The sequence below is a fragment of the Paenibacillus sp. J31P190 genome (assembly GCF_059692075.1).
The window spans coordinates 148,428-162,833 of sequence record NZ_JCAUAS010000007.1 but is presented as its reverse complement, the minus strand read 5'-3'; the positions used below and the strand labels follow the sequence as shown (position 1 = coordinate 162,833).

10 protein-coding genes and 3 pseudogenes are annotated in these 14,406 nt (G+C 46.2%); 11 read left to right on the top strand and 2 right to left on the bottom strand.

Translation table 11 applies throughout. The features are described from left to right. Nucleotides 1-79: 79 nt before the first annotated feature. From AC58U0_RS15480 to AC58U0_RS15465, 4 genes and pseudogenes are all read left to right on the top strand, one after another. Nucleotides 80-1,198, top strand: coding sequence for a Gfo/Idh/MocA family protein (locus tag AC58U0_RS15480; protein ID WP_497379832.1), 1,119 nt, complete (start codon nucleotides 80-82; stop codon nucleotides 1,196-1,198). A gap of 285 nt (nucleotides 1,199-1,483) precedes the next feature. Beyond that, a complete protein-coding gene (locus AC58U0_RS15475; protein ID WP_497379831.1) occupies nucleotides 1,484-2,368 on the top strand; it encodes a phosphotransferase in 885 nt (294 codons plus the stop codon). A 254-nt stretch (nucleotides 2,369-2,622) separates the two neighbouring features. After that, nucleotides 2,623-3,015 carry an ABC transporter ATP-binding protein gene (locus AC58U0_RS15470; RefSeq protein WP_497379830.1) on the top strand — a complete coding sequence of 131 codons (393 nt, stop codon included), beginning with the start codon at nucleotides 2,623-2,625 and terminating at the stop codon, nucleotides 3,013-3,015. Between the two features lie 4 nt (nucleotides 3,016-3,019). Beyond that, nucleotides 3,020-3,118, top strand: a pseudogene (locus AC58U0_RS15465) (sigma factor); the annotation flags it as partial. Between the two features lie 189 nt (nucleotides 3,119-3,307). Here the strand turns inward: AC58U0_RS15465 and AC58U0_RS15460 are convergent. Beyond that, nucleotides 3,308-4,210 (bottom strand): helix-turn-helix domain-containing protein, encoded by a 903-nt coding sequence (locus AC58U0_RS15460; protein ID WP_497379829.1) that lies wholly within the window; start codon nucleotides 4,208-4,210, stop codon nucleotides 3,308-3,310. Nucleotides 4,211-4,512: 302 nt separating this feature from the next. Between AC58U0_RS15460 and AC58U0_RS15455 the strand changes: the two genes are divergently transcribed. The 6 genes and pseudogenes from AC58U0_RS15455 (at nucleotide 4,513) to AC58U0_RS15430 (ending at nucleotide 11,680) form a co-directional block, all read left to right on the top strand. Continuing rightward, on the top strand, nucleotides 4,513-7,215 hold the full coding sequence (locus tag AC58U0_RS15455; RefSeq protein WP_497379828.1) for a UxaA family hydrolase: 2,703 nt from the start codon (nucleotides 4,513-4,515) through the stop codon (nucleotides 7,213-7,215). Between the two features lie 32 nt (nucleotides 7,216-7,247). Beyond that, on the top strand, nucleotides 7,248-8,213 hold the full coding sequence (locus AC58U0_RS15450; protein ID WP_497379827.1) for an aldo/keto reductase: 966 nt from the start codon (nucleotides 7,248-7,250) through the stop codon (nucleotides 8,211-8,213). A gap of 25 nt (nucleotides 8,214-8,238) precedes the next feature. Continuing rightward, nucleotides 8,239-8,584: pseudogene (locus tag AC58U0_RS15445) on the top strand (fumarylacetoacetate hydrolase family protein); the annotation flags it as partial. 132 nt (nucleotides 8,585-8,716) lie between these two features. Next, the gene (locus AC58U0_RS15440; protein WP_497379826.1) at nucleotides 8,717-9,445 is read left to right on the top strand and encodes a (Fe-S)-binding protein; all 729 of its coding nucleotides are present in this window, start codon (nucleotides 8,717-8,719) and stop codon (nucleotides 9,443-9,445) included. Then, entirely contained in the window at nucleotides 9,442-10,959 is a 1,518-nt protein-coding gene (locus AC58U0_RS15435) for a LutB/LldF family L-lactate oxidation iron-sulfur protein (RefSeq protein ID WP_497379825.1), read from the top strand. The genes AC58U0_RS15440 and AC58U0_RS15435 overlap by 4 nt, the downstream gene beginning before the upstream one ends. After that, nucleotides 10,952-11,680 carry a LutC/YkgG family protein gene (locus AC58U0_RS15430; protein ID WP_497379824.1) on the top strand — a complete coding sequence of 243 codons (729 nt, stop codon included), beginning with the start codon at nucleotides 10,952-10,954 and terminating at the stop codon, nucleotides 11,678-11,680. The genes AC58U0_RS15435 and AC58U0_RS15430 overlap by 8 nt, the downstream gene beginning before the upstream one ends. 120 nt (nucleotides 11,681-11,800) lie before the next feature. Here AC58U0_RS15430 and AC58U0_RS15425 read toward each other — a convergent pair. Next, nucleotides 11,801-12,269: pseudogene (locus AC58U0_RS15425) on the bottom strand (IS6 family transposase). A 412-nt stretch (nucleotides 12,270-12,681) separates the two neighbouring features. Here AC58U0_RS15425 and AC58U0_RS15420 point away from each other — a divergent pair. Next, nucleotides 12,682-14,208, top strand: a complete 1,527-nt coding sequence (locus AC58U0_RS15420) for a hypothetical protein (protein ID WP_497379823.1) — start codon at nucleotides 12,682-12,684, stop codon at nucleotides 14,206-14,208. Nucleotides 14,209-14,406: the final 198 nt, after the last annotated feature.

Sequence of the window (14,406 nt, the reverse complement as noted above, 5' to 3'; positions counted from 1 at the left end):
CTATTCGTCATAGTGGAGGTATTTTTCCTTTAGATATACAGAGTTAATTAAAAACAATTACTATTCGGAGGTTACGTTAATGAAACTTGGATTCATCGGTTGCGGAGTTATTTCAACTGCACACTTGGAAGGTTTGCAACAATTAAAAAATGAAGGCAAGGAAACGTTTGATTTAACCGCTGTTTGCGATCTTAGGCAGGATCGGGCTGAGGTGTTTGCAGCTGAAGTGGAAAGTCGGCTCGGAAAGCGGCCCGAAGTATATACAGATTATCGCAGGATGCTGGAGGAAGGCCGATTAGATGCAGTATCCGTCCTGCTGGATCATGATTTGCATCATACCGTTGCGGAAGATTGTTTTGCTGCGGGAGTACATGTGCAAATGCAAAAGCCATTGGCAATTTCTCCTTCCTTTGGACGGAAGATGCTTTCGGATGCGAAAAAGTACGGCAAAGTTATGACTTTATCTGAACCAAGCGTATTGGGAGCTGACAATGTTGCAATGGCAAGAGCGGTGAGAAAGGGTATCATCGGCTCCATCTTCATGATTATGGACTACGCGACCGTTACACTTGGGCGTAAATATTTTGCGGGAACGGCATGGCGTCATATGAAAGGAAGAGCGGGAGCCGGATGGATTAATGATCATGGTGTCCATCGCACTCATTTTTTTACTGAAGTGAACGGTCCTATTAAAGAAGTGTTTTCATATAAGGAAATTTTTGAGAAAGAGTTGAGCGACGGGGAAACCATTATACGTCCTAGTGGCGAAGATACGTCGGTAACGGTTTTTCGTTTTGAAAACGGCGGATTGGGGCACTGGATGTGCAGTACTGCTGCACATGGGGAAAGAACAGGCGGGGTATGGATTTACGGCAGCAAAGGTTGCTTCCGTCCCGGCAAACATGCGGCGTTAGAAGACGGAAGTATCATCCCAATGTCTGAAATCATAGAGCGTTTTGCACCCGATACGGTGCAAAATCCGTTTGCTCATTCTTATGTGGAATTATGGGAGGCGATTACGGATCATAAGGAGCCGATCTCGAGCGCTGAACGGGGGCTTGAAGCCTTAGGCGTGGTATTTGCGGCATTGGAGTCAGCTACAATTGGCGAACCGGTTAATGTCCAAGACATCATCAACGGAAAAATGCACGCATATGAAGATTCGGTGATCGAGGAAATGAAATCTTTCAAAAAGTAGCTTTTACAAGAAACACATTAATCTGCGCTACCTGCATATTTCACAAAAATTGTTGGCAATTCACAGCGGCGAGAAGGAAGAAATCATTGGACGTTGGTTGCTCAGGGAGGGGGCAGAAGGGAAAGGGTTGTTTTGGCGACGAAAGTATAGCACCCCATGGATGATCTGAATGAAGGGTCGAATAATGCAGGAGGGTTATCCGGCTACAGGTTTCGCCGGTTGGCACCTTGCACAGGCAGCATAATCTTTTGTGTTAAGTGAATATTTGATGCGGGGTGGATCCTGTTGCACAGTAAAGCTGAAGAAATTATTTGCCAAGTACCGGAGCTAAACCATGAATTCATACATTTTGAAAATCTTAGAGGTGGGCTTTGCAATCAGACCTATAAGATACAAACCAAACAGAGTACATACGTTCTTCGCATCAATAGCAGACAAAACGAGTATTTGAACCTGACGCGCCGCTCTGAAGTAGAAGTGATGAAGAAGGCAAACCGCGAAGGATTTGCTCCCAGAGTGATTTCCGATAATCATCCAGAACAATTTGTAGTCACGGAATTTATTGAAGGTCGAGTGCTTGAGAAAGATGATTTGAAAGGCGATCATATCAAAGAAATGATTATGGATCGCTTCAAACGAATACATCGTATGGAAGGTCAAGGTAGAACATGTACGCCTTACGATTTAATTTATGGATATTTGAAAGGCGCAGATCAGTTTCAAGTCAAGCATCCTGATGGATTAAACAGAATTTTGCATCGAGTAGAGAAAATCGCGCATAAGAGGAGCGATGACAAAGAATATAACGGCAAATTTTGTCACAATGATTCCTTTTTATGCAATATGATTTATACAGGTCAACAGTTGCAAATCATTGATTGGGAGTTGTCGGGAGTCGGAGATGTGTTTTTCGAATTGACGCTCATTCCGTTTTCAAATCAGTTCAGTGAAACAGATGAGCGTGAGTGGTTAAAGCTATACTTCGGATATTTCGAGGAGGAAACATTCCACATTTTTCAGGACATGAAATTCGTGTCGATGGTTCGAGAGGTTGCGTGGGGAATGTTTTATAGTGGACTTACTAAAGAGGAGAGTCACCATGAATTTGATTACTACAAGTTTGCCGAATCTTGCATCCAGCGGATAGAACACGGGATTTATCAATTATAATGATGTAGATGCTCTCACTTCATTTTATTAATAACTTAATAAAGACTAACTTTAAGTAAAGGATACGTTAGTTACTAATGTATGTTCTACAAAGAAAGGGCCATCCCGCAAAGGATTGCCTTTAAACTTGCAAATACAGACAGCGCGCTAAGCCGTATCACAAATAAAGAGGTGGTGATTCAACGAGGAGCTATTTGTTTATGGGGTAATCTGATGATCTTATTCCGACGGGAAGCCGATCAACCAGCTCAAGGATGCGCAGCTCTCTGAGATCCACAACGAGCGGATTTGTTTTTCAGAGCTTTAATTTACTCTCTAGGTTGAATGCGTACGAAAATGTGGAGCTCCCGCTCATGTACCGGGGATTAAGGAAAAAGGAGCGGGAGCCGCTAGTGCTGCAGGCTTTGTGCTCAGTCGAAATGCTTGACCAGATGCATCACCGCCCGTCGGAGCTGTCCGGCGGGCAGCAGCAGCGCATCGCCATCGCCCGGGCGTTAGCGGGGAATCCGTCGCTGATCCTAGCGGATGAGCCGACAGGGGCGCTGGATTCGCGGACGGGCGAAGAGATTTTGGATTTGCTCACGCGGCTGAATGACCAGGGCAGGACGATTGTGCTCATCACGCATGACCGCTGGGTTGCACAGTGAACCAGATCTCGAGGCTTTGATCTCGATCGGGACGATCGGATTGATCAAAGCCATCGAGTCGTTCTCGCCGAACAAAGGGACGAAGCTGGCGACATTTGCAGCAACGATGTAAAAGGAAAGAGACGAGGAGGACTGGAAGACGCTTTATGAGGGTATAGTTATCGGATATAAGAAAATATGTTCAGAATTACCTCTGGATGCGAAAAGCCTGCTGTTCTTATAAGCAGGCTCTTCGTAATTAGCTTCGGTGAGTAATATTACAATAATTTGCTCTTGAGATACTTTCACATTTTTATGTCATGTTGTCTAATTGAAAGCTAATTTCATTAATTACTTTTCTTCGATATAGGCCTGGGGTAACGCCAGTAAACTTCTTAAATAACTTATGAAAATAAGGTAAGCTCTCATAACCGCAATTGTGGGCGATCGTATCAATACCTAAGTCGGTAGTTAAAAGCAGCTCCTTTGCAGTTGAAATTCGCTTGGCATTCACATAGTCGGTGATGTTCATCCCGGTTAGTTGTTTAAACACCCTAGATAAATGAGCGGCTGAGACTGAAGTGTGCTTAGCCAAATACGAAAGTCCAGCGATTTGTTCAGTGTGAAACTGATCTAAGTGTTGAAGTAGGTTTAGTAACCAGGGGGGTCCGACATCGGACGCGGCCAGTTGATGATGGGATTCTTTTAATATCAAACGATTAATGCTGATCAGAAGGCTATTTAAATGTAGTTGAACTGCGTATCTAAAACCAGCTTCGTGTCGTTCCAATTCTTCATGCATTTGTTTGAGTTTTTCTTCGAGATGAGGGCGCATGGCTGCTGGGACAACAAGCTTATAGCTCTTATATTTTCGGGCTCGCTCAAAAACTTGCATATTCGTAAACGAATCAACTGCTGAATAATGTCCGATCAGTTGCGGATCAAAAAAGACAGCAGTGGCAGTAATTGGAGATTCAGAATCTGGCAATGCCTGATGAATGGTATTTCCAGGAATGATGAAGAGGTCTCCTTCATTCATCTCATAGAGCATTTGGTTTAAGAAAAACGTACCTTTTCCGCTATAAACATAAACCAATTCAAAGCGATCATGAAGATGCTCTGGTAGTTCACGATTTGGTGTCTTTTTGTCCTTAAATACAATGTCAAATGGCAGGAGGTGGTCGTTAATAAAGTTCTTTATAAGCGGTTTTTGCATGTTCCGAACCTCCCCAGATCATCTCACTTCGTTATTTTTCTTATTTATAGAATATCAAAATAGAGTATGTTTTTGCAAAGGTAAAGAATTAACAAATGCCATATTCTTGGTACAATATTATTAAGCAGCACCAGCATTGGAAGAAACTCAATTTATTCTATCATAGCTTGAATCGAATCCTGGGATTTGTCCTAATAGCACACGTTAGGTTGCGTGCTAGTAATAGAATGGCAGGTAGTGTTAGTGTTGCCAACGCAGTATTTGGATTGTTCGGAAAATCTCATTAAAGGAGCCAGTCATCGATGGACGTCGTTTACCAATTTGAAGAAGTAGCGAGACTTCCCTTGCCCGGGGATAACTGCGCCGTTGCGATTCACCAATTGAACTCTGGTACCGTCATTCAGTATGAAGGTCAAATCCTCACCTTGGATTACACGGTTATGGAAGGCCATCGATTTGCGGTGAAAGCGATCACTCCTGGCGAAGATCTGCTTTCGTGGCACTTGCCTTTCGGCGTGGCGCTTAAGCCGATTCAGCCCGGCCACTATGTGATCAACGAAACAGTACGGAAAGCTCTCAGTGTGCGCCAGTTGACATTCGCGGTGCCGGCGGAGCCCAATTTCGCGGATCAAGTTTCTCCTTATATCCTTGACGAGGAGAACTTCCAGCCGGCTCAGGCATCGCCAGCTTTTACGGATACGCGCACATTCATGGGATACCGCCGCCATGAAGATCGCGGGGTTGGCACCCGGAACTACATCGTACTGCTCGGCACCACCTCGCATACGGGGAGCTACGTGAATGAGCTTGCCTCTCGTCTGCAAAGCGAATGGAAGAACGATTCGAATATAGACGGGGTCGTTCCCGTCGCTCATACGGAGGGCGGCACAGAGAAGCCGAATAATGTGGACTTGCTGCTGCGGACGCTCTCAGGTTTCATGGTCAACCCGAACGTCGGAGCGGTATTGGTTGTCGATTATGGCAATGAATCGGTCACGAACAAGATGGTAGAGGCTTATGCACGCGAGCATAACTATCCGATCGATGAAGTTCTGCATAAGTTCGTGTCGCTTACAGGCAGCTTTGAAGAGGAGCTGGTTAAAGGTGAAGCGATAGTGCGGGAATGGCTGTCAACGGTTAACACGATGCAACGGACGCCTGAATCCATCCGCCACTTGCGAATCGGCTTGCAGTGCGGCGGTTCGGACGCATTTTCCGGAGTATCCGCGAATCCGCTGCTCGGTTGGGTTTCAGAACAATTGGTGCGTTACGGCGGTGCGGCTAGTCTAGCCGAAACTGATGAGTTGATTGGCGCGGAGCCCTATGTCTTGTCAAAAGTACGTAACGTGGAAACCGCGCGCAAATTTCTGGAACTTGTGAACCGGTTTAAGGAGCGCACTTCCTGGCATGGCACAAGTGCGGAAGGTAACCCGTCAGGTGGCAACATGTATCGCGGCTTGTACAACATCTATCTCAAGTCTATAGGCGCCGCTATGAAGAAAGATCCGACAACGCGGATCGATTATGCAACTGAGTACGGGGAGCTCATGAAGGATGGCGGCTACTATTTCATGGACAGCCCTGGCAATGACCTGGAGAGCATCGCCGGACAGGTAGCCGCCGGCTGCAACATGATCTTCTTTACAACGGGAAATGGTTCTATCACCAACTTTCCGTATGTGCCTACGGTCAAGGTGGTCACGACAACTCGCCGCTTCCAATTGCTTTCGAACGATATGGATGTGAACGCGGGGCAGTATCTGGAAGGCAAGTCGATGGATGAGCTGGGCCAAGAGGTATTCGAGTTGGCGCTCCAAATTGCCTCTGGTCAGCGAAGCGTCGGCGAGAAGGCGGGCCATGCCCAAGTACAAATTTGGCGCAACTGGCAGCAGAACGATGCGAGTCAACTGGAGACGCTGCTTCACACTCCTGTACCGACAGGAGATCCGATAGAAATTGAAGATGATGCTATAACGATGGTTAACCCGATCCAATTTTCCTTTACTCGACATCGCAATCGGCAATCTAGTGACAATATCGGCTTGATCGTGCCGACCAGTCTTTGTGCCGGACAGGTAGCGGGCATGATCACAAGGCGCCTGAACGAGCAAGGAGCAGGGCAGCCTGAGCTCTCGCGTTTTGTCACATTGGCGCACACGGAAGGCTGCGGCACCTCGGGGGGGGCAGCCGAATCGCTGTTTGCCCGCACAATGATCGGCTATATTACGCATCCGATGGTGGAGCATTGTTTGCTGCTGGAGCATGGCTGCGAGAAAACACATAACGACTACATGCGCCATCAGATGGATGTGATGGGCGTCGATGCGAGCCGACTTGGTTATGCCAGCATCCAGCTCGACGGCGGAATTGCCAAGGTAAGCGAGAAGGTTGAGGCTTGGTTCGCCGATCGATTGGTTGCGGCCGATCCTGCGGAGAAGGTGACGGTCGGTTTGGAAGGGCTGCGCATCGGGATCGTAAGCGTTGGTGCCATTAACAAAGATGCCGGCAAGCAGCTGGGACTACTAACCAAGATGATTGTCGGGGCCGGAGGCTTGGTCGTCGTTCCCGAGAACAGCGGATTGCTTGCCGAGGATGCGTTCAGTCAGCATCTATTTATCGCTTCTCAAGTTGGGCCGTCTATCGCCTATGGGGAACATGTCCGCCGAAATGGATTTCATATTATGGAGACTCCAACAACGCATGGGGTAGAAACGATCACAGGACTCGCCGCTACAGGTGTGGAATTAATAATCGCGCTGATCGGTGATCGTCCGATGCAGGCGCATCCTTTCGTCCCAATGATGCAAGTGACGTCGGATCAGGACGTGCTGCATAACCATAAGCAAGATGTCGATTTGGTACTCGAGGGCAACCCGAGCATATGGGTGAATCTTATTCTCGAGCGAAGCAAAGAAATTTTGGAACATTCTTATGTACCGCGTCTCTATCAGCAAGGAAATATCGATTTTCAAATGACACGGGGCTTTTTGGGTGTGTCGTTATAATGCAGACAATATCAGAAAGCGAGGAACACTCCATGACAAACGCATTATTATCCCAACGGCCGCTTGGCAGTACTGGCCTACTCATATCACCGCTATGTATTGGAGCCGCTCCGCTCGGGGATATGCCAGAGACCTTTCAATATAGCACGTCGGAAGAACAGGCATTGGTGACGTTGCGCACCGCCTTCGAAAGCCCGATCAACTTTATAGATACGGCTGCAGCATACGGTGAAGGTGAGAGCGAAAGGCGAATTGGCAAGGCTATTCGAGCGAATGGTGGACTTCCGGCTGGATACGTGTTGGCTACCAAAGCCGACCGCGACTTCAAGACCGGCGACTTCAGCGGCGAACAGATCAAACGTTCTATCGAAGGAAGTCTCGAACGATTAGGACTTGATCGTCTGCAATACGTTTACATCCACGATCCTGAACATACCACATTCGAAAATGTGATGGGATCCGGCGGACCGTTAGAAGTACTGCAAAAGTTTCAAGAGCAGGGAGTCATCGATCACATCGGTATATCCGGCGGACCGATCGATATGCTCATTCGTTATGTCGAAACGGGAGCGTTCAGCGCTGTAGAAACCCACAATCGATATACGCTGCTCAATCGAGCTGCCGAACCATTGCTTGATGTCGCTAATAGCATGGGCGTCGCCGTCATTAACGCCGCTCCTTATGGTAGCGGCATATTAGCTAAAGGTCCGGAAGCATACGGTCGGTATGCCTATAGCGATGCTTCGCCAATTGTAATGGAACGAGCGCGTATGTTCGCCAAAGTTTGCCAGGAATACGATGTGCCACTTGCCGCTGCAGCACTTCAATTTTCGCTTCGCGACCCGCGGATCGCTAGTACGGTCGTCGGCATGAGTAAACCGGAACGGGTAGCCCAGACGTTGGAGCTCGCGAATTACCCGATTGCCCCTGAGCTATGGCCGGCGCTTGATGCCTTTGGCTTTGATACGGAAGATCCCGAAGAGAATCGATTTGCTTAGTGGGTGCCAACCATATCGACGGATCAATTTGCAAATGAGAACGCATCATTGGCTGCTTGGTAAATCATGCGATAGCTTCAGCCCGTTAGGACCATTCCTTGTTATTGCAGATGAAGTAGGAGATCCGAACAATCTGGACATTCGCTGTATCGTCAACGGCGAGGTTAGACAGCATTCCCATACATCCGATATGATTTTTCATTGCAACGAGATTGTCAGCTACATCTCGCAACACATGACCTTACTTCCAGGTGATATTATCCTAACAGGAACGCCTGCAGGCGTTGTGTTCGGCTATCCGAAGGAGAAGCAGTCATATTTAGATTAAAAAATTGGGGTCATCAACAAATACGATGGATGCTGAGAAATGATGCTTATCCTTGGGTTAAGGAGATCGCGGTGCATGTAGAATAAATAGTAAGAACCTCGGTCGTTGAGGTTCTTTTGCTTTACATATCTGACAATCTGATAAATATATAATTCATAAAGATGAGAGGTGCACCATGAAAGTATCATTATTTATTACTTGTCTTAGCGATGCGATTTATCCCCGAGTAGGAGAAGCGATGGTGCGGCTTTTAGCCAAATATGGGGTTCAGTTGGAATTTCCAAACGTTCAAACTTGCTGCGGTCAACCAGCTTATAACAGCGGATATTGGGATGAAGCACGGATAACGGCCAAAACAATTCTCAAAGCGTTTGAAGATAGCGATTTTGTTATCTCTCCTTCGGGTTCATGCACCTACATGATTCATCACTATTCGAATCTCTTTCAAGATGATCCTGTTATCTTGGAGAAAGCGGTAAAGCTTCAGAGAAAAACTTACGAGTTTACTCAGTTCCTTGTGCAGGTGTTGGGGGTTACTGATCTGGGGGCGGTGTTTCCTCATAAAGTCACCTATCATCCATCATGCCACGGAAGCAGGCTTCTTGGTGTCAAAGATGAGCCGTTGGAATTACTGAAAAACGTCCAAGGTTTACAATTTGTTCCGCTTCCTTTTGCTGAAGATTGCTGCGGGTTCGGCGGGACTTTTGCTGTAAAGATGGCAGACATCTCAGGAGCTATGGTCTCAGAGAAAGTGAATCATGTGAAAGAAACGGAAGCTGAAGTTCTCGTCGGTCTCGATATGGCATGCTTAATGAATATCGCTGGCAACCTGCGCTTTCGAAACGAACCCGTCAAGGTGATGCACTTGGCAGAGCTGCTGCATGAAGGAGTGAATCGGGCTTGAGTACTACTAATTCTGCTGCTTCAAGCGTTAAAGAACGTGCTGATCTGGCGCTTAACGATGAGTTTTTGCGCAATGCAGTGCGCTTCACGACTGAGCGGCTGCGCGGAGGTAAGAAGAAAGCTGCTGAAGAACACGGCAATTGGGATAAGTGGAGAGAGAGAGGTCGACAAATCCGGCTGCATACGATTGCTCATCTGGATTATTATTTGAATTTGTTTGCGGATAACGCTCGTGCTAATGGTGTTCATGTCCATTTCGCTGATGCATCGGCTGATGCGGTGAAAATTGCTCTGGCTATTGCGGAACGTAAATCTGCAAAGTCGGTTGTAAAATCAAAGTCAATGGTAACCGAAGAGCTTCATCTAAATCACGCGCTTGAATCTATCGGGATAGAAGCTATTGAGTCGGATCTAGGTGAGTATATCATTCAACTCGCGGGAGAAACGCCTTCCCATATTATTATTCCGGCCATTCATAAGAATAGATATCAAATTGCGGATTTGCTCTCCAGAGAAGCCGGAGAGACGCTGCCGCCGGATACTTCGATTCTAGCAGGTTTTGTTCGTAAGAAGCTGAGGGAGAAGTTCCTTGAAGCTGATATCGGGATGACAGGCTGCAACTTCGCGATTGCCGAGACCGGATCCATGGTGCTGTTCGAGAATGAAGGTAACGCCCGGATGGTAACTACGGTTCCTAAGACGCAAATTACGCTTATGGGTATGGAGCGCATTATTCCTTCCTGGACCGATTTGGAAGTCATGGCAACGCTTCTGCCGCGTTCGGCGACAGGTCAGAAGCTGACGGTGTACATGTCAGGGATTACGGGTCCGCGAAGAGAACATGATGCCGATGGTCCTGAGGAAATGCACATTATTATCGTCGATAACGGGCGTTCTTTGCAGCTGGGAGATCCCGAATTTCAAGAACTGCTGAATTGTATCCGCTGCGGCGCTTGCTTGAACGCTTGTCCGGTGTACCGTCATATCGGGGGGCATGCATACGGGGGCACGTACAGCGGCCCGATCGGCGCAGTATTGACTCCTGCGTTAAAGAAAAACGTGGCCGAGTGGGACGATATTGCGAATGCCTCCAGCTTATGCGGGGCTTGCTACGAAGCGTGCCCCGTCAAAATCCCTCTGCACGATATGCTTGTTTCTTTACGGCGCCGTAAGGTGGAGAGCGGTCATGGCAACAAGCTTGAAGCGATTGGCATGAAAGGCTTTTCGGCGGTTATGGGCAATTCGGGCCGTTTCAAAGGTGTGCTGAAGCTCGGGAAGATCGGTCAAAAACTTGTCGTCCGCAACGGAGAGATCCGTACGAAGCTGGGTCCGCTCAAAGGCTGGAATTCGTATCGGGTAACGCCTAGTTTGCCTAAAAAATCGTTCCGTGAGGGGTGGGGGACATTGGAGGCGGAACTGCGCCAAGGGCTGAAGGAGCTGGATCCGGAAGTGCGCCAACGAATGGAAGCCATTGTCAAGGAAAGAAAAACCGGAGGAGGGCATGAACATGGCTGATACGGATCAGGAATGGTTAGCGCAGCTTGAAGCGGAGTCACGCGTGAAACAGGAAGCATTTATGAATGGCATCGCTAGCAAGCTTGGAAGAGCACGGGTGACTGAGAAACCGGCTCAGCCTTACCGAGGGGCGCCTGATTTCTGGCAAGCATTCGAGTGGCCTCTAGAAGAGAGAATTGAGAGATTTACGGAAAATTTCCAAACTGCTGGCGGATATGTGGCTCGTTTAACTTCCATGGAAGATGTTAAACAATTCATAGTGAATAAAGCACAGGAAATGAGCGCTAAATATATCATCCGGCAAAACCAATCGGAGCTTGATGCTCTTGATTTGGAAGGAGCGCTAAAAGACACTAGCGTATCGGTTTGGAACCGTGATCCGGAGAATCACTGGAAAGCCCGCGCCGCTGAAGCGGATTTTGGTATTGTGATGGCGGATTACGCTACAGCGTATACAGGCTCCATGACGGTCCTGTCATCTCGGGACAAAGGAAGATCTGTTAGTTTGCTCCCGACAGTATTGATGGCTATTATTCCGGTAGAAAGTCTGAAAACACGTTTAGGCGAAACATTAGTTAATTTCGATCGTACAGGAAGTGAGAACCTGCCTGCGGGTATTCATTTCATCTCTGGACCAAGTCGTTCGGCTGATATCGAGAATGACCTGACCATTGGGGTTCATGGACCCGGTATTGTGTACGCATTGATCGTGGGTAAATAAAGCAGCGGCAATCAGGGACTCCTATTCCAAGTTATCTTTAAATCAACATGCGCATCATTCAACGATCCCAGTCAAATGCATTAACTTACGTTATGGTGCAAGAATTAAAAGAGATAGCAATTACCCAATTCCCTTTAACGTCTGTTCAGCAGTTAGAAATGATTTGAAACCAAGCATCGGTTTTGTGATTTTTTTATGAACCGATGATCTTGCTCCACAATGTTGTTTAGATACTTTGTCTGTCTAATCAAGGTTTCTTTTGGTAAGGCTTTTTCATTTATTATTTCTTGTATGGCTGGTGGATATGCCGGGTTTTTATCCAAAGTGATCACATGAGGTAATTGATTATGTGGAGAAGACCAAGCCTTTGTAAAGAAACGCTTAGCTGCCGGCATATCTCGATTTTCAGATAACATGAAATCATTAACTTTAAACCCCGCTCGCTCATCATTTCTACGATGTCTCGATAGCTTAAACTATATTTTAAATACCATCTCACGGTTAGTAAAATGATTGCTGATTCATATTGCTTCCATTTAAAAAATCCAATTTGGTTTCCAAAGTAAGTTACTCCATCCCATGACTTCATTATCAATTACGTTATCATGAATTAGAGCTTTGCACCACTACCACAAAGAACTCCGCTTGGAGTTTTTTTTTTGTCTCTGTTCTACTTCACCAAGGCCTAGGTGAGAAATTTTAAGTCATAAAAATAGCATAGGAAGTTATCTCAATGTACTGTTGAGCTATTCTGTTTCAATGTATTATCAAGGTGATAAAGAGATAAAGTCATGTGACGATTGCTGCCATTCTGAATCGAGAAGGAGAGGATATCCACAAAAATACGGTAAGGCGCTGCATGCGGAGAAGGGGCTTGTGGCGATCTATAAGCACCGATTGAAGGTAATCTAAGAAGCTCACTGGATTAAGTTCATTATGTGTTTCAGAGTCTCGACGATATACAATCACTTAAATTTCAAAAAGGAAGGTTGGTATGAGTTATGTACAGATTGAGAAACAAGATGATGACATGCTTATTCATCATTGCGATGTTAGTTTCGTTTATTCCGTTTTCTGAGGAGGTTAACGCAGTTGGACCGAACACAGCCGAAACGGTAGAAACGATACCGGCAGACGGTTATTTCACACCATCGAACACGTTTTACCGTTACTTTGTGCCGGGTATTATAAGGCCGGATGAAGGAACAATTGAACTAAATACAAGAATAGATAAACCAATGAGTGAATTTGGAAACAATTGGGACTTTTTGTTTACCGTTGTCCCGGTACAGCCCAATGTCGGCAATACGATGATTGGCGCCTATATTCCTCCTGCACCGGATACTGGACTCTCATTCCTGATTCGAACGGGCACGAAGTTGTATTCCATGAACGTACCCGATTTTACATATACACCGGGAACAGCGTTTAATCTGGCATTTACGTGGAAAGCAGGCGGCTTCATTCATATCTATCAGAATGGCACTGCGATTGGTACGCCTATAGCGATGGATAGTCCAATTCAGGAGCGAATTTTACCATATAATTTCAGCGTGGAGAAATCCGATCCATACCATATTTCCAAATTGAAAATATCCGCAATTCAGTTAACTCCAGCTCAGCTGTCAACAAATCCGGGACAAAGCTTTAATCTTGATGCAGGCACAACATCATTAATTTCAAACGACATGATCCATACAACAAAATATGTTACGTCCTGGCATACTACGAAAAATTATTCTTCGTTAACGCCTGTTTTCAGGGCAGAGAATCAAAGCTTTTCAGTGGGAGAAAGTGTGTATTATCCTCTCCTGTCAATTAATTATGCAGCAGCTCCGAAAGATTATACCGTTCAAATGGCAGTTTATGATGTTTATGGAAATGCAAAAGTGACAATGGATACACCTATTTCCATTTCAAATGACGGCGAGTACAGGGTACACAAAATTGCTTTACCCGAATTGAATACGGCAGGACTTTATACGATAAACACCTCGATTATGTTAGGTGGATCAAAGATTGCTTCGTACGACAGCGCAATTTCTGTATTGCCGGCCAATAACGTTAATGTTCCCGATGGAAGTCTTGCAAACTATTATGGCCAACATCCCAACTATAATTATGAATCTTCCATTTGGAAGAGGTTGAATGTGAATGTTGCGCGATCTTGGGAAACGCCTATGTTCCTCTGGAACCAGGTTGAGCCGACTCAAGGGATTTTCACATGGGAAAAGACCGATAGTTTTGTTGCCGAAACCAGAGCATCTGGCATGGAAATTCTCGGTGTATTGGGATATCCGTCACGATGGGCAGCAGAAGAATCAACAGTACAGACACCCAGCAACGTTCTTACCAATCGCCCGGAAAGGTGGAAACCCAAGAGCTTGGATGAATGGGGGAACTATATTTATCAGACGGTAAGCCGATATAAAGGAGAGGTAAAATATTGGGAAATATGGAATGAAGTAAATTTTTCCGCGCCTTATGTCGCCGCATCCTTTTCGGGATGGCGGGCTTGCTGTTTTTAATCAAGCCTTAACGAAAGTTGAATTGACTGAACTGATGTAACGAATGTTATGCAAAGTAACCGAATTCACGGCATGATATCCTCTAATATTTATATATTCAAACTCTAGCTTGAATTTTATCTGCAGATTTATTTTTACATAGGTCTTAGTGAAGGCTGTTGTAGATGAAATCATTATTGTTGGGATACCCGCCTTAGA